Here is a 16,654-nt window from a genome sequence, read left to right as displayed (position 1 = left end):
ACTTGTTGTCTATAGTGGGTTATGGAAGAACTGGAGTTACAGGCTCTTCGATCCAAGGAGTTACTTCAGCAGTTACAGTAATATCTTTCAATGCTGGAAGTTCTGGTTTTGGAGCTAGGTTTTCACCACCGATAGATAATGCCATAGTATATACTTTACCTCTTGTCAATTCTGTTAAAGTAGTAGCAGCACCAGCAACTTTGATATCTCTCACTGTTACATACATTGTTTCAGCAAATGTATATCCAGTAGCTTCTGCATTTTTGATTTTCAAGATAACGTGAGGTATAGAAGTTTGAAGTTCACCATTAATAGTTGTTCCTTTACCTGCTACTACTGGCATAACGAAATAAGCCCATTTATTATCTGGTGCGAATGAAGTTCCTGCTGTAGGAGCTGCAAATTCATCTTTGTAACGTGCTGGGAAAGTTCCATCAGCCCACTCTGTATCATCTGGTCCAAATTGAAGGATATCAGCTGCTCCAGTAGGAAGAGTTGTATAATCTGTTCCACATTTTGTGTAGGTATTGTTAATATAAATACCTGCAAGTTCGAAACTTGTTAAAGGAATTTGTGCACCTGGATTAGCTTCTACCTTAGCAATCTCGTAACGAGAAATAGCTGGTGCTAAAATAACGTTTGCAGTATTGCCTGTAACCGTATTTGAACCAAATAAGTTTAGTTTATCTTTTGGATCTAATTGTTTACTTTGTTCGAACATCAATTTATTTAATTCTGCAACAGAAGTTCCTACTGTAAGTTTAGCAGGAGAGGTTACAAGAAGTGGATTAGCTATAATAACAACATTACTAGCTGTTCCCGGTACATCTTCGAACAATTTTCCTCCTGCCATTTCAGTTGGAAGCATTGTTCCTTCAGCTTTGATACTGATACCATCTGTAAAATATACCTGAAGATCAGAAGCAACTGGAGTTACTCCAACAGCTGTAGCTTCATCGGCATACGTAGAAGGTACTGAAACCATTACTTTCACGCTTTTAGGAGAATCGTCTACTCCTGCAACATTGTCATCATCATTTGAACAGCTGTTAAAACCCACTAATAGTGTAGCTGCCATCAGCATTACATACTTAAAACTTTTTTTCATCTTGTTTAATTTAATTAGATTAATTAATTTGAATTTCTTCTTGTTTAACTGTTTGTATTAATATTGGATAGTATCGGCTATTTTTTATAGCGTTCCATTCTTGTGTTATCTTCTAACTTTGTCTGTACCTCCTGACGATTATGTGTGGCTTCTTTGATTCCGGCTCTTTCGGCCTGCTCAAATAGTTTATCAGCTTTTTCCAAATCACCTTTCAGAAGATATAAAACTCCACGATTATTTAGAGCCTCACCCGTTTCTCCAGCTTTCTCAAGATGACGTGCAGATGTCAGGGTTTCTCCGGTATTGAGCAAGTATGCTGATGCATTATTGTTTCCCACTGCATCGTCGGCAAAATAACGAGGAATTATTTCTGTCAGAATTCTGCTATATTCTTTACTCTCTTTTCCATATAATTGAGCTAAATCGTAAAGTTCTTTCTGAGATAAATCTATTGGTCTGCTATTGACCAGTGCTTTCGTTTCTTCAACTCCGTAGTCTCTAACCGAATAGTCTACCTGATATTCTACTCTTCTCAACTCCGGAAACATTTCCTTTAACATATAGCGATAAGGAACTCCACCTGCAACTCTTTTAAGAGCAGCCTCTTTACTATCTGGAGCATCTTGAGATGTGATAACTTGCAATACCTTATCTTTATCTTTCATATCACTAGCTTGCACCAGAGCTTCTAATCCAGACCAGTCTTCAGCTACAGCACTTACTTTAAGTAAAGATTCGTCCAAAGAATATCTATTTTTTAGGTAATCTTTCAATGCAGCAGCACGATCTCTCGACAAACGTTCATTCAGGCTATAAGGTGCTTCTGGTGAAGCATATCCTTCTACATACAAACCTTCTAAAGAAACATCATTGTTACTTACTACTTCTTGAATAACATCATTGATTTTTTGTAACTCTTCTGGGTTACGTCTGAAGTCCGGAAGTATCACAGACCTACCTACTTGAAAATCCAGATAAGCTTTACCCTGACGTTTTCGACGTTTCTCCTCTTTTTCAGGAACTATATACGAAACCTGAGGATTTACTCTGTATGGTGTGCGAGGTGCCAGATCTACACGATCACTCAATAAGTATCGAGTAACTACTTTTGCACCACGATAGCCTGCCACTTCCTGACGAATACACAAGCGTGCTGTATCCATCCACATCTGATATGGTAGTCGAATTTGATAATCGTATGGAATACTGTCAGGTTTCATCGTTGTTGGGGGATTACCCAACTCACTATTTTTATGATAACGATTCAATACTTTATGCTTATTTCCCCCAAGAATAGTTACACGAGGAAGAAAGACAATTGAATCACCTGCTTCGAGTATTGGAGATATACGTAAACCTTGCCCAGTTTCTACAATATAAGATGGTATATTTACCTTATAGTTTAATATCAGGCTATCATTCTTCTCTTTGAAATCGCGTATATCCATTGTCACAATCCCTTGACCAAAAGACGAGATGGCCAGCGATAACATTAATAATGTACAGACTGTGTATAGTAGATATTGTTTCATAATTATATTTTTACTTGTTTCCTTATATTTTCCCGATAATTCTTTATTATAAGCATCCATGATTCCTCCTCCTTATTTCATTATATAGATCAATGATAGGGCTAGCTTAGTAGGACCGAAATAATGCTTAGTCTCCTCTCCCAGTTTTTTCCCACACGTTTGACATTCATAGACATCATAATTCATATACATATAGCCGAAGCCAAAAGAGGCTTCAAAACTCCAGCGTGGTGAAAAAATCCATTGGTAACCATAAGAAAAACCAAGGCCATAGGCATTACCTCGAAAACGATGTTCGTCAAGTCTCGGAAATATATCGAGAGGAAGGTTCAGATTTCCGGCATTGAAGTTGTTATATAATAAATGGGTTCCTAAAAAGTGTCCATTAAATGGCTCATAAATCCAGTAACGCAATTCAGGTTGTACCATTATATGCTTAAGTTTTCGGTTATCAGAGAATGTCCACGGATTATAATTTGCAGAAACATCTAAAGTCAGGTAATCCGACAATCGGAACTCTAGTCCCAGATTGAACGTTGTAGTTAGATCGTACAGTAGATTGGTTTTGATAGCTACCGTCGGGAAAACCTCTTTACCCGGCAGACGTGTCATTCTATTTACATAGGCAGTTTCTTGTCTTATATACGAAGACTCTTGTGCACATAAACACGTCAATGAAACGACAAATAATGTGTATAGTAATGTAAATCGTTTGGACATCATTTTATTTATTTTTGATTAGACTATTTTTCAAATACAATTTTTGATTTATTATGGCAGATAATCAATCTTCAACCGATATGAATTCAATTATCTTTAGATCCATAGACATTAAGAATAATTATTATGAGTAATGGTTGTGTTATACATATGTGTGTCTGTAAAATTTGATATTTCTTTTGTTTATTTACATTGGCAAAGGAAAGGAATGAAAGATTGGAAGTGGTGTCTATTCTGCAGACAAACCCGCAAAACAGTTGTTTTTGCAGAATGTACCCCCTTTTTGCAAAAGGGGGACGCGATGAAATGAATTATGGCTTTTTTCTGTAATAATCATCTATAAAGAGATGGCATTTTCAAGCTTAGATAAAAATTCGATGTGTTAGAATATCATTTTTTATCTTAAGAAAACTATTGAATTCTATATTTTACACAAATACTTATAAGTTTACTAACCAAAAGGCTTGAAAAAACCGACTGCCAAAAAAAAGAGGAAACAAACGTTTCCTCTAAATCATATTATAAAATTAATATCGAATCCAGGTAATTACTAAAGATATTTCATAAGTATTACTGAATAGCATTTCTTAACTCGCTTGGAGTCATACCATATATTTCTTTAAAAGCTCGGTTGAATGTACCTTTTGTTTGAAATCCTGCTTCAAAATAAATTTCAGATATAGGCTTATCTGGTTCCTTCGTTATCTGATCATACGCATATTTCAGGCGGTAAGAGTAGATATATTCGTTGAAGGTCTTTCCTGTTTTTTCTTTAATAGCTTCAATCAAATATTGCCTATTGGTACCCATGTCCAATGCAAGTTCTTCTCGTGTGAGACCTGATTTTCTATAAATTTGTGATTCTTTCAGATAAGCATCTAACCGGGATACTAAACTCTGATAAGGATCAACCTCGCCACTATTACTATCCGAATCATCAAGTTTCGATGACTGAAGATCTGTAATTATCTTATTCCTATTATCGAGTTCTGAATATTGCTGTAGCAATCTTTTATTTTTCTCTTTCAAAACTTTAGAGTTTTTGAAGGATGTATAAATGATATATGTCAATAGCAATGAAATAAGAACTGAGCCAATCAGAGCATAAAGAATTATGCGCATCTTCAACTTATTCTGTTCAGATTCATTCTCTAGCTTATCTACTTTATACAATGTCTGGATTTCAGCAATCTGATTGGAGTAATTTATTGCTGTAATTGAATCATTCAGCTGATACAATTCAGTAAGTAATTCATATGCCTTATCACTATTTCCAGATTTGTATAAAAAATCGGCTTTAACTAAATTAGATTCAATATAGTAAAAAACTCCTTCAAATTCTTTTTTACTACTAGTACATTCAAGATAAAGGTCCAAATATTCTTTTGCTTTAGCGTAATTTTTCAGGGCAATATAATATTGAATCTCAACCTCATAGTAGTTACATGTGTATGCTGTCCCCCAAAAATTATCCAATGCAATTTTTTTTGCATCATCTAGTTTTTCCCGAGCTAGAGACAAATTCCCTAGCATTATAAATGCATGTGCCAACTGACTTCTTACATTAAACTTTGAAATATGATATGGATACTGTTCACTACCTGTCTGTTCATATTCTTTTGAAATCATTTCTTCAAGCTTATTATTTAAAAGGATCATTTCCTCGTAGTCTTTCAACTTCATTAAAGCATGAGACATACCCTCAAAAAAACGAGAATATCCATAAGGTTCGTTCGGTTTTGAATATTCATTATAAATTTCATAACCTTTCTTAAAACTGTCAAATGCCTGTTGGGGCTTCTGTGCATGCATATAACATATACCCAATAAGGAATAGATATCGTATTCTAAAAAGTTAGTATTTCCAGATTTATTATCTTCCAACATATCATTCAAAAAATACAGAGCTAATTCATACTTATTCTCTGAAAGATATGTCTTTACGATACTATACGCGATATTTGTTTTAACAGATTGATAGATTTTAAGTTCCTCTTTATCAAACGTTTCAGTATACTTTTGGAGTATCTTTAATTTTTCAGATGCTAATTTAGCATAATAAGAGGACAATGAGTCTTCAGCATTTTCAATAAACTGATAATGAACTTGTTTTAGATAATAAGCTTGGGCCAATCGTAAATCATCATTTTGTTTAATCGCTTCTTTCTCTAGATTTTCTATGCTGACAAGATCATTGGCATTAGCACGTTCTACTAAGAATTTTAATCTGCTTTTTTTATCAAGTTTCTCTAAAGATAACTGTATATTATCAAGTTTTTCTTGAGAAAATAACACAGGTATGATGCTAATGGAAAAGAGAAAAAGAAATAATGAGAAAATATGTTTTCTTTTCATTACATAAATTATTGAATTAACTTGTAAAGTTAGTAAGTAAGTTATCCTATATTTATAAAGGGTTTGAGTAGTGATTACTCAAACCCTTTTGGGAAATCTGTATTAAATCACATAATCAGAGAAATCTCCATCCGACTTTTTAGTTAGGGATATTATCCCAATAACCAATATTATTAATGAGTTCGATAGTAACTTTTCTATCGCCTTCACGAACATTATCATCTGCATCAGACTGCATATGTGAGATTTTTTTGCCGACACCAACTGATTTTAGTATAGATGAAGGGACACCCCTATTTATCAATGCATTAACAACTGTAGCTGCACGACGTTTCGACAGATCTAGATTATATTCAGGAGATCCTTTGGAGTCAGTGTAACCAGTTATCAAATATTTATTCAATGTATTTTCTTTCAAAATTTCAGCAATCTCATCCATTATTTTTTCAGATTTGGATGTCAGACTTGCTTTATCAAAGTCGAAATAAATATTGTTAAATAATTCATATAATTTCGTATACTCAACTCTTTCAACAATTTTTTCGACCTCAATAGGTTTTTCTATTATACGTTCTACGATTCGTTCTCTGTCGATATATTCAATACTAGGTTGAGATTTTTTAGATTTTCCACCTAAACGATACATCACACGAGCTGTACCTTGCAACGAATTGGCAATCTGACCATAAGGCATAATCAAATAGTCGGCTTGTATTCCTACCCCCCAACGATCATTGAGCCACATGTTGATACCTCCACCAATCGCTATAGGAATAAGATGCTTTTTATCACGTCCTTCTTTATTCAGATCATTCGCTAGAATCCAACTCATTTCTTCCTCAGAGAGACCTTCATATTTGTAATTCATATTAAAACCTTTGTTCATATAATTTACTCCGGCACGTAGATACGGATCAATATATTTCGATCCAAAGTATTCGCCTAAACGCCATTGAATACCTGGGCCAATCATAAACAACATCTTCGTTTTATCCTTTTCTCCAATTCGATCTTCGGTGGCTCCTATTGTTCCTTGTATATCAAGATAGAAGTGTTTGCTAAGTTCTCTCGCAACATATATATTACCTCCGTAAACGGCATGTTTCAATTTCAAGTCGAAGGAATAGCCTTTGTCTTTCAAATCGGCGAAATTAGTAAACTGAACACGGCTAAACTGAAAGACAGAAGCCCCTACTCCGAATTCCCATGCTTTTCGATTCTCCTCTTTATCACTGTCTTGCGTCAAGTCGATTTCCTGTGCAGCTAGAGGTAGCAAGCCTCCAATAAATGAACACAGAAGTATAATTATATTCTTTGTAATTCTCATAACTTTTAATTTAACTGTCCTAGATGGCACTTAAGGAACGACTGTTATAGCTATATCAGGCAATTCTGTTCCATGCCATTTATCTGATTCAATAAAGTAAGTACCATTATTATTTCTAAGGCTTCCCATCCAACCAAATCCATGGAACAGATGTGTTCTACTCTGAAAACCGACACCAGAATCAAAGAATGGAACCAATACTTTGAATTCAGGATTAGCGAGTGTACCTATATTCGTACTATTGCTTGCGGCATTACCATCTTTACTAAATACTATATATAACGTTTTTATTTTATCAGCATCATCTTTCGACATTAATGTTGGACTATATTTTACCCCTGACTTCACATATTCTTTATTAAAGAACAGGCTATAATCAATATCTGACAAATCAAATTCGCCGGTTACCTCTGACAAAAATAGAGTTTGAGGATCTTTACCTTTTAAATTCTTAACTAGAGGCATTAACTGTACTGGAACAAGTTTAACTATCACATTTGCTTGAGGACTTTCTCCATAGTAGCTTTCAAGTACGACATTGAAATAATGATCATTTCCATCCCATGGATTCAGATATTCTTCTTGCCATGACAATGATAAATAACTAACCTTTTTTGTCGGACGATTTACTTTTATTTCAACTGGTTTAGAGATATCTAACTGAGCAGAGGCTAACTTTTTCGATAGCGATGAATATGAAAGCGGATCATTCGGATCATTCAACTCGTATGCTATAATATTCTGATCCAAGCTCCCAAGTCCTATTGGTAAAGCTTCCCAGTTTCCACTTAATCCACTTCTTCTTTCCACCAAAAGTTTCACGTTGACAGTAGAATATTCCCATTCATAGGCCGTTTGCGGTTTATCCCAGCCCAGATAAGGGACTTCACTTACACTGATACGAACATACATTCTATTTGGCACATATGAGTTTGGCGCTGATATTTCTGAAACAATTGCTCCTGACGATTTTGTATATTTCACGGTACAAGTTCCTGTTCTATCAGTCTCAGATAAATCTTGAGGCAAGTCACCTTTAGGTATAATAAATGAGCCATTTGCATCTGCAATATATGTTTTTCCTGGTATACCAGGTATATTTGTTACTTCTGCATTAGGAGACGGATCACCTTTGTCATCATATACTTTAAAGAGAACACTTCCATCAGCTACGTTTATATACTCTTTCAATGTTGCATTAAAATATTCGGCAATTACATTGGGCTTACCCTTTATAATAGTTTCACCATCTTCCCCATCGTTGCCATCTTTTCCATCCTTACCTCTTAGATATTCCCAGAAGTCTTCTACTGTAGTCTGGTCTTGAGGCCAATTGCCACCAGTCTCATCATGAGGATTCAATAGACCTTCTGCTACTTTCTCCTTCCATAATTCATATGCTGATTGGCCATCTGTTCCATCCTGACCATCCTGACCGTCAGTCCCATTCTGGCCGTCCTTACCTTTCAAATACTCCCAGAAGTCTTGAACTGTAGTCTTTTCTTGAGGCCATTTCTGTCCAGGATTTTTAGGGTCATCCAGCGTTCCGGTTTCAGCTTCTTGTTTCCATAGCTCGTATGCCGAAAGGCCGTTTGCACCATTCTGTCCGTCTTGACCATCGGATCCATTCTGACCGTCCTTACCAAAAGCTGGTTTACCAGTATCTTCGCCATCAATAAACCAATTACCATTATCACCTATCTCGACGCTAGGTGTACGTCCATCTGTACCATTTGTACCATCTTTGCCATCTTGACCGTCCTTACCAATAGCTGGTTTGCCGGTATCTTTACCATCAATCCACCAATTGCCATTATCACCTATCTCGGGCGTAGAACCATTTTTACCATTTTCACCTTGCGATGGTTTACCCGTATCTTTACCACCAATAAACCAGTTGCCATTATCGCCAATGCTTATAACGCTTCCGTCTTTACCATTCTGCCCATCTTTACCATCAGCTCCAGTCTTACCACGAAGATAATACCAGAAATCATCAAGCGTAATCTTAGATTTATCCCAGTTTTGGCTTGGATTATGAGGATCTGTCAAGCCATTCATTACTTCGACAACCCAAACTTCATAAGCACTCTTGCCATCGATGCCACTAGTGCCATCCTTACCATTTGCACCGTCTTTACCTCTGGCTGGTATAGTAGTATCTTTACCGTCAATAAACCAATTGCCATTGTCACCGATGTAAACTTCTTTACCGTCTTTGCCATCGGCACCGGTTAATGGAATTCCTGTGTCTATTCCATCTATAATCCAAGTATTATTTTCACTAACTGTTATTTTAGTACCATCTTTACCGTCAGCACCTCGTGAAGGTAGTCCAGTATCTTCTCCGTCTATCCACCAGTTACCATTTTCACCAATCTGAGGAGTTGATCCGTTTTTACCATCTTTTCCGTCGGCTCCGGTCAAAAAATACCAAAAATCATTTTTATCTGTCTTACCTTTATCCCACTCCTTACCTATATTATGCGGATCATCAATACCTTTTTTAACCTCTTGGACCCAAAGCTCATAAGCACTCAGTCCATCTTGTCCGTCTTTACCATCCTTACCTTTTAGATATAAGAAGAAATGTTCTGTTTCTAGACGATCTTTTGGCCAATCAATATTTCCATTTTCAACTTCTTGAACCCATACTTCATATGCTGATTTACCTGCCGGACCTTCTGGCCCTTGAGGCATAGTAACGTGTAAATCATTGTCACACGAAAACATGTAAAATGATAGAAAAAACAATCCTATCAAATGTAAAATAAACGATCGTTTCATACTTGTTTGTTAAAATGTGTAGTAATATGTTTATATGCTTATTAGTCAAGCGCCCTTTTGTAAGTGTTCATTTCTCTCTTTATAACTTTCCGTTCATTATAAAGGTTTATAAAGATTGTGAGTGTGTGCTATAGGCTTATATAAATACTCAATAATTTATTGATCAAATATTATATAATTTGATTTCAATTAACATGCTCTCTTTTTTGTCTAGCTATTAATAATGAAGCGAAAGTATTCAGATTGTCAGATCAGGGGGTATCTAAGTTGCAAAAAAGGGTATCTATTCTGCAAATGAAGATATATTCAGCATATTACAGTATCAATAAGTTACTTTTCATAACACACTTGGTTATTATATTTACTCTCGGTAAATTTGCGCAATTGCACTTTTTCAAGTAGTTATTTTTCTGTTACTAAGTTTATTTTACTATGATGAATGAGAAAGCCTATCTGCTTAATTGCAGATAGACTTTCAATCGACCTTTTGTTGTTGGACAAACATATCTCTATAAATGTTGATGAGTATTATTTTTCTAAAATATTAAGTAAATCTTTATTCGTAGCGTCAAATTCCATTCAGATGTTCTTGATCTCATATATCTATTTTACGACTACTTTCAGATCACTATAATCACTTACTGATTATCTCAAGAATCCCTTCTCTCTAAAATTCTTATGTATTGCAACTATATTATCTGGAATTTCTGTTCGGTAAAGCCAATTGACATCTAATCCATTGTGCATAGCAATATGCATAAGATTAGGATTGTCTCCTATAAATTCGGATAATTCTTTTAGACCATCTTCAAATTCGACTAAAAAATCTTCGTGTAAAGCTTTGATTAACATCAGAATTTTAAATGCTCTAGAAATAACATAAATTCCAAATTTATATACTTCTAGCTGTTTCACTTTTCTAGTAGTATTACCTTTCTTGCGAAGAGCTTCATTAAGCATTAACAAGTTTAAGCTTGCTTCTCCATATTTATCTTTCGTAACCTTAACATGCTCCGTTATCGCGGCACTTAACGATTTCATTTCTCTTAATAAATAGGTATGAGAATAGGTAGAACCTGATATTTTAGCTAAATCATTCTTTATTTTCTTTTCGACAACCGCTCTTCTATCTTGAACGCTATCTCCACTTAATAATTGAAAGTAAAGTCTATCAGCTAGAATTTTATCACGCTTTAATAAGCGAAAAAGAAGTTTGTCTTTTTCTTGTGTTGGTAACTCAGATACGGCTCTTTTAAATTCAGAATCAAATTTCATTTTCTATTAGCATTGTATTATTTCTGTAAACTTAGTAACATTGTCTTTATCAACAATATTTTCAGTATTAATATCCTATATTTAGCGATATCTAGCTATCAATAAACCCATCAAATCGATTATAAATTTGATCTAGATCAAGCTTACTATGAATAGAAAATCCTACCTTTATGGATAATGCCAAAACACTGAACAACCAATAGAGAACCTTAGCTTATAAACAAAATATTCCCCAATAGTATGATAATGAAGCAGATTTTATATATATCAATATATCTGAACTTTTTTTTACTTGGTAGTATATGTCTTCAAGCTGAAAATAATACTTCTACGATTATCCCAGATCAAAGTAGTATTCTTTCTGCAATCGTAAATGATTCATTAAAAGGATATGATATAGAAATTAGAGACCTGACAACATGTATTGCTAAAGATAAGACGAGAGATGACATCTCTGGCATTATTACAATTGATGAAACGCTGAACAAAGCTAATATTAGGGCATATTTTGATACAAATTTAGACATTATCGACTATTGCAACGACAGCTTCTTAGACAACTATCCTTCAAATACAATCATAATAGAAAAATTAACTTTATCTGTAGGCAATGACCTGAATGGCATACAGATAACACATTTCATACCTCAACGTATATTTTCGATAAGGAAGGATCAATATTGCTTCTTTGTTTTTGAAATGTACAATTTTAGTTATACTACTGTTGGTGGAGGATACACATACATAATAATCCAAGTGGGAGAAAATAGCAGCATTGATGACTATAAAATTTATGAGTATTCCGAAGAGCCTATTATGATAGATTTATTATTAGATGAATGCTTGAGAGAATGAGTACAAAACAACTATTAATTTATAAGATGAAGAAAGTAATATTTTTAGTAATAACCTTAAGTTGTATCTGTTGTTGTATTTACGCGCAGAAAATTGCTATAGACAACGAGCAAAATATTGCAGATATTGACGGCGATCATATAATGGACTCACTTTATTATGATTTACAAGGTGATTCTATTATGGTATCGCTATCTACACATGGTTTTAAATCATTTGGCTTGGAGTTTAACCCTGGAGTAGATAAAGTGAGCCTCTCAGTTACTGATGGCAAATTTATAGTACATTCTACTGGAATGGAAACAACGGAAATAGAGTCTTATATTTATGAGAAAGAAACTGAACGTTTTCGCTTAGTTTCTCTCTATAAAGAAAATCGGGATGTGTATGGTGGTTATACTGAATACTCCTTAGATTTGCTAGGTAGTGAGTATGAAGCATCCTTTTCGCGTTATGATGAGGAAAGTGATTTTCTCAGAGAATATTCAAATATTCGCATGGTTGTCGATAATGAACCTATCTATTGGGGGAATTTCAGTAATTTGCATTTACCTGGAGACGAATTTTTCAATCAATATAAAAACAACTATACTACTGCTGCCCCTGATACCGCTATATTTATAGGAATAGACAAAGATTACGATATTCATTCTCTGATGGGTATAAACCTTAAAGGAGAAGGCATCAATATGACATTCGCTGCAAATGCAGATGAAATCTACAAAGGAGATACTATCTGTTTACATTTTGGCATCTTTTGCTCCCAAGAAGCGGGAGATGGTAATATTTTTTATGCACTTAGTTCTGTGGAAGGTATAGATAAAATTGCTGATGGTAGTTTGGCGAAATTCTATAAAACAAATAAAAAAGAGATCGTTTATCTAGATTTTGGTGAAGATGATCAACTAGCTGTAGATTATTTTCTTGCGAATACAACAGATATGACCATTACCGAGTATTTAGAATCGTCGGGACAATTTAAGATAACTCAAACATATCTAGAAAATAAACTTCCAGATTATAATTATGAAGGAAATTTGCTTATTGAGATTCTAAATATAGATAAAGGTAAAGAAACCTTTGTCTGTAAATTCATTATCGATCATACTCTGATGCGCTATGGAATAACAACTTACTATATTTGGGATGCTGGAATCAATAATTACAAAAAATGGCAATCAGAAGATGAGCAAAAAATGGAAAACATACATAAATAGTAAATTTATATTTATTATACTAGGACTAATCTTATCTAGAGGAGTAAAGGCAACTCCGGAATTGGATGTATATTCATTTGAAGGCAAACATATCAGCGTAAGTGTAATTTACAGATACAATAATGATATTGAAAAATTATACTATAAATCCTTAACCGAGAATTTAGATGAATATATAGCTGTCTTAAAACAGGATAGGAAACTAGATAGAGGTAAAATAAATTTTCAAATTATGACCGCCGCTTGGATGGATCATAGTATTGGTGTAGAAATGTATCGATATAAGAATGGTTATTATTGTTTCCTTAATGGACTTCATCAAACAATCAATCAAGACTATTTGATGAAGATTATCAATTACTTTACATCCGATACATGGGAATCTTTTTGCTATGATGAGACCAAAATATCTCCAGAAAAAGCCTTGTACATCTTTAATAAAAGGCTTGAAGAGCTTCCCGAATTACCTCAACCAGACATCGAAGAACGAAAGATATTCGATGTGAATAATGTATCTCTTTATTTTCAAAATGATTCACTAATTTGTAAAAATGAGAATTTAAGACTAGGGAAAATTGAACATATTTTGCCCTTTTCAGCAAAATCGAAAGACTTTATTACAATTGGAGAAACTATTTATGTAATAGAGAATAACAAAATCATCAATTCTATTAAGCTATCTGCATCTGAGTTCGATGGTGGTCGTATTTATGAATCCCCTTGGGTGGAAATATTTCCTAAATGGGTCAATTTCAGAAATAGAGAAGGATACTTTCTCAGTTATTCGATAGATGATAATTCATTTTATAGATTATCGGACAGTAATAACTAAAAAATATTTTGTAAGTAATTGTCATACTGATTAATTATGAGATAAAACACATAAGACTGCATTAATAAATATTCAACTAAAATTTAAATGAAAAACTTGAACATATTCGCCAGTATAATCGCCTTGATATTAATAGCATGTAACTCATCTCAGATACTTGCACAGGATAAACAATATCGAATTCGCTCCAAAGCGTTGGAGATCGGAGTTTATGATTACAGTAAAGTGAAAAAGAAACTTTATAAAATATATTATGAAGAAGAGGCTGAAGAAAAATTCAGTGAACTCCTGATGTCGGATGAGAGACTTCTAAATTCTAGAATTTTCGGGGAATATATAACATTCGAGAATGACAGCATTGAATTTTTCAGAGAGCAAGAAGCATATGAATACTGTCCTGAATTAGCATATGTAATGATAACAGGTGGTCATGGATATGTATCTGCATATGACTTGAATACTTTGGAACAGATATTTGTAAATCCATCCAGTTACATTTATTCTCCATCCAGAAAGTATCGTTTCGGTACATTTGAATTTGACGGAATACACTATTACTTAGAGGTAAAAGAAAATAACAAATATATTCCTTATCTTCTTTTTTCTGGATCAGAAGGTGATATGACCGGAGTATATTGGATAGATGACGAAACAATACACTATCTGAAAGAAAAAAAGAGGCAGGATGACTCCATATATTGGATAGGTTATTCTGCAAAATTTCATAAAATCGACAACAATGAATAAGGGGCTAACTTTAATAGTAATTCTTCTATCGGTACTGATAGCGATATCATGCAAAAACTCGAAATTACGGGATCATTATTCCGGCTTTGTTGTTGATGAAGCTGGCGCACCTATTTCAGGAGTATTGGTAAGAGAATATTTTTCTATCGAAAACAGTGATACAACGGATAATTTAGGCTATTTCAAAATAAAAAGGATCGATAATACTTTGGAAGATCTGATTTTCTCTAAAAAAGGCTATCGAACAGATACTGTTAGGACAGTTTGGCTTATGCATGGAGAAAAGGAGATATACTCAGATTTAATTACAAGCAATTCGTCAAAATGGGTCATGCGCGCAATAGTTTACAGAGATTCGATCTTGAACTGGTCTGATAAATTACGTATCTACAAGAATGATTCTATTGAAATGCGACGCGACGAAAGATTAATGTATACTCAATACCTGAACCGTCCAAAAGGTGAAGTAATCTATCGATATTACAACTATGATGGAGCACCCGAAAGAGAAGTTTACAATATAAATATGGAAGTGGGACAAATTCATTTCCGGGATTTTTACAGGCATGACAGCAAGGGAGTTGAAAACATAGGCTATTTATCTGCCGCCGATTCAATCCCTAGACCATCGAATGAGGATTGGAGTAAATATAAATACATCAGCGTAATAAAAAAGGTAAGGAACGGACTATTACTTTCTGAAACATATATCTCATGGGAATCTTTAGAAGATTGTGTTGTGGGACGAAACGAAGAATATGTCATAAGAAAAGATTATTATAAGGATAATTCATATCAAATCAAGAAAAATACAAGTGACGGAACTATCTATTGGCATTATTTCCCAAATGAACAACTCCATAGTCATGGAGCTTACAAATCATTATACGGAGGGATTTTTCAACTTTTGACATCACTTACGATTCCTTAGGTCATAAAATCGAAGAAACTAATTGGGAGCATTTATACCCTGAATGGGGCAATAGCTATAACAGTACATTTTCTGTTGCAGTAACTCGAGAATATTATTTAAATGGAAAATTAAAATCATTGACAAAAATGAAATCGTTCGCCGAAAGCGACAGCTATCGTTGTGAAACATGGATTTATTACGACGAAAAAGGAAGGATACCAAAAACTGAAAAATATGGCAATTGCTACAATTTCGAATTAGAAGACAAGTATGCCGATTACCATTTTAATGAAGTGGAATAAGAAGAGATTAATGCTCGTTAATTAATTGATCTGACTAATAATAGTGATGAAGGTAAATTTAAATATATTATTGAATGAGAAAATGTCTTTTAACAGTTATTGGAATTATAATTGTATGTCTTCAAACTAAAGTTCACCTTTAAGTGTTAAGTCTTTTATATTTTTTGAAATAGTCACGATTTAATTTGACAGATACCAATAAAAACAGTAACAATATCAAAAGATTAGTTTATTACATCATAAGAAAAAATCATTAAGAACAAGCTATAACACTGTGGAGTCAGAGAGCATTATGAATATCAACTATATCTTGCAATTGAAGGAAATAGAAATCTGACAATTATAGAAAATCTATAACTGTCAGATTAAGTCTTAGTACTACAAATCAACAAATGAAACTTTCAACTTACTCTTTAATTTTCTTAGCCGTCCATAACATCGCACAAAATACCACCGAAAGTGCTGCCGCACCAATCCAAAAATACTGAATCGATGAAAAATCATAGGCTGCCACACCCGAGGTTATCGTCTTGCTGTCCCCGATCAGATGACCACTTAGAATATCCTGAATACCTGCTCCAATATAACTGGCTATACCGACAACACCCAAGGCTGCTCCTGATGCCTTCTTAGGTGCAATATCCGTTGCCATCAAACCTCCCAAAAAGCAGATAAGCACTCCAA

The 16,654-nt window shown here is 34.2% G+C and carries 13 protein-coding genes and 1 pseudogene; 6 read left to right on the top strand and 8 right to left on the bottom strand.

Annotation, left to right across the window (positions count from 1 at the left end):
- Positions 1–19 precede the first annotated feature (19 nt).
- From C1A06_RS11100 to C1A06_RS11070, 7 genes are all read right to left on the bottom strand, one after another.
- Positions 20–1,108, bottom strand: a complete 1,089-nt coding sequence (locus tag C1A06_RS11100) for a hypothetical protein (RefSeq protein ID WP_101690333.1) — start codon at positions 1,106–1,108, stop codon at positions 20–22.
- A gap of 77 nt (positions 1,109–1,185) precedes the next feature.
- Complete coding sequence (locus C1A06_RS11095) at positions 1,186–2,640, bottom strand: OmpA family protein (protein ID WP_159461410.1); 1,455 nt, start codon at positions 2,638–2,640, stop codon at positions 1,186–1,188.
- Positions 2,641–2,712: 72 nt separating this feature from the next.
- The gene (locus tag C1A06_RS11090; protein ID WP_245872052.1) at positions 2,713–3,363 is read right to left on the bottom strand and encodes a DUF3575 domain-containing protein; all 651 of its coding nucleotides are present in this window, start codon (positions 3,361–3,363) and stop codon (positions 2,713–2,715) included.
- A gap of 567 nt (positions 3,364–3,930) precedes the next feature.
- On the bottom strand, positions 3,931–5,715 hold the full coding sequence (locus tag C1A06_RS11085; RefSeq protein WP_101690330.1) for a helix-turn-helix domain-containing protein: 1,785 nt from the start codon (positions 5,713–5,715) through the stop codon (positions 3,931–3,933).
- A gap of 139 nt (positions 5,716–5,854) precedes the next feature.
- Positions 5,855–7,042 (bottom strand): OmpA family protein, encoded by a 1,188-nt coding sequence (locus tag C1A06_RS11080; RefSeq protein ID WP_101690329.1) that lies wholly within the window; start codon positions 7,040–7,042, stop codon positions 5,855–5,857.
- Between the two features lie 30 nt (positions 7,043–7,072).
- Complete coding sequence (locus C1A06_RS11075) at positions 7,073–9,829, bottom strand: collagen-like domain-containing protein (protein WP_145996392.1); 2,757 nt, start codon at positions 9,827–9,829, stop codon at positions 7,073–7,075.
- Between the two features lie 645 nt (positions 9,830–10,474).
- Positions 10,475–11,104, bottom strand: coding sequence for a hypothetical protein (locus tag C1A06_RS11070; RefSeq protein ID WP_101690327.1), 630 nt, complete (start codon positions 11,102–11,104; stop codon positions 10,475–10,477).
- 246 nt (positions 11,105–11,350) lie between these two features.
- Between C1A06_RS11070 and C1A06_RS11065 the strand changes: the two genes are divergently transcribed.
- From C1A06_RS11065 to C1A06_RS15085, 6 genes are all read left to right on the top strand, one after another.
- Positions 11,351–11,959, top strand: a complete 609-nt coding sequence (locus C1A06_RS11065) for a hypothetical protein (protein ID WP_145996391.1) — start codon at positions 11,351–11,353, stop codon at positions 11,957–11,959.
- A 26-nt stretch (positions 11,960–11,985) separates the two neighbouring features.
- Complete coding sequence (locus C1A06_RS11060) at positions 11,986–13,176, top strand: hypothetical protein (RefSeq protein WP_145996390.1); 1,191 nt, start codon at positions 11,986–11,988, stop codon at positions 13,174–13,176.
- Positions 13,145–14,008 carry a hypothetical protein gene (locus C1A06_RS11055; RefSeq protein ID WP_101690324.1) on the top strand — a complete coding sequence of 288 codons (864 nt, stop codon included), beginning with the start codon at positions 13,145–13,147 and terminating at the stop codon, positions 14,006–14,008. Before C1A06_RS11060 ends, C1A06_RS11055 begins: the two co-directional genes overlap by 32 nt.
- Before the next feature lie 87 nt (positions 14,009–14,095).
- Positions 14,096–14,755, top strand: coding sequence for a hypothetical protein (locus tag C1A06_RS11050; RefSeq protein WP_101690323.1), 660 nt, complete (start codon positions 14,096–14,098; stop codon positions 14,753–14,755).
- Complete coding sequence (locus C1A06_RS11045) at positions 14,748–15,686, top strand: carboxypeptidase-like regulatory domain-containing protein (protein WP_101690322.1); 939 nt, start codon at positions 14,748–14,750, stop codon at positions 15,684–15,686. Before C1A06_RS11050 ends, C1A06_RS11045 begins: the two co-directional genes overlap by 8 nt.
- Positions 15,687–15,814: 128 nt before the next feature.
- Positions 15,815–15,970, top strand: coding sequence for a hypothetical protein (locus C1A06_RS15085; protein WP_159461409.1), 156 nt, complete (start codon positions 15,815–15,817; stop codon positions 15,968–15,970).
- 406 nt (positions 15,971–16,376) lie between these two features.
- Here C1A06_RS15085 and C1A06_RS11040 read toward each other — a convergent pair.
- Positions 16,377–16,654 (bottom strand): annotated as a pseudogene (locus C1A06_RS11040) (MFS transporter); the annotation flags it as partial.

It is taken from the genome of Dysgonomonas massiliensis (genome assembly GCF_900240225.1).
Lineage (GTDB): Bacteria > Bacteroidota > Bacteroidia > Bacteroidales > Dysgonomonadaceae > Dysgonomonas > Dysgonomonas massiliensis.
The sequence above is the reverse complement of the archived record's forward strand: the minus strand, read 5'-3'. Positions and strand labels throughout refer to the sequence as shown.

Coding starts and splice junctions, on each gene's coding strand:
- C1A06_RS11090 (WP_245872052.1), bottom strand. CDS start 3,363: ATGATGTCCAAACGATTTACATTACTATACACATTATTTGTCGTTTCA.
- C1A06_RS11075 (WP_145996392.1), bottom strand. CDS start 9,829: ATGAAACGATCGTTTATTTTACATTTGATAGGATTGTTTTTTCTATCA.
- C1A06_RS11045 (WP_101690322.1), top strand. CDS start 14,748: ATGAATAAGGGGCTAACTTTAATAGTAATTCTTCTATCGGTACTGATA.
- C1A06_RS11095 (WP_159461410.1), bottom strand. CDS start 2,640: ATGAAACAATATCTACTATACACAGTCTGTACATTATTAATGTTATCG.
- C1A06_RS11060 (WP_145996390.1), top strand. CDS start 11,986: ATGAAGAAAGTAATATTTTTAGTAATAACCTTAAGTTGTATCTGTTGT.
- C1A06_RS11080 (WP_101690329.1), bottom strand. CDS start 7,042: ATGAGAATTACAAAGAATATAATTATACTTCTGTGTTCATTTATTGGA.
- C1A06_RS11055 (WP_101690324.1), top strand. CDS start 13,145: ATGAGCAAAAAATGGAAAACATACATAAATAGTAAATTTATATTTATT.
- C1A06_RS11065 (WP_145996391.1), top strand. CDS start 11,351: ATGAAGCAGATTTTATATATATCAATATATCTGAACTTTTTTTTACTT.
- C1A06_RS15085 (WP_159461409.1), top strand. CDS start 15,815: ATGAAATCGTTCGCCGAAAGCGACAGCTATCGTTGTGAAACATGGATT.
- C1A06_RS11100 (WP_101690333.1), bottom strand. CDS start 1,108: ATGAAAAAAAGTTTTAAGTATGTAATGCTGATGGCAGCTACACTATTA.
- C1A06_RS11050 (WP_101690323.1), top strand. CDS start 14,096: ATGAAAAACTTGAACATATTCGCCAGTATAATCGCCTTGATATTAATA.
- C1A06_RS11070 (WP_101690327.1), bottom strand. CDS start 11,104: ATGAAATTTGATTCTGAATTTAAAAGAGCCGTATCTGAGTTACCAACA.
- C1A06_RS11085 (WP_101690330.1), bottom strand. CDS start 5,715: ATGAAAAGAAAACATATTTTCTCATTATTTCTTTTTCTCTTTTCCATT.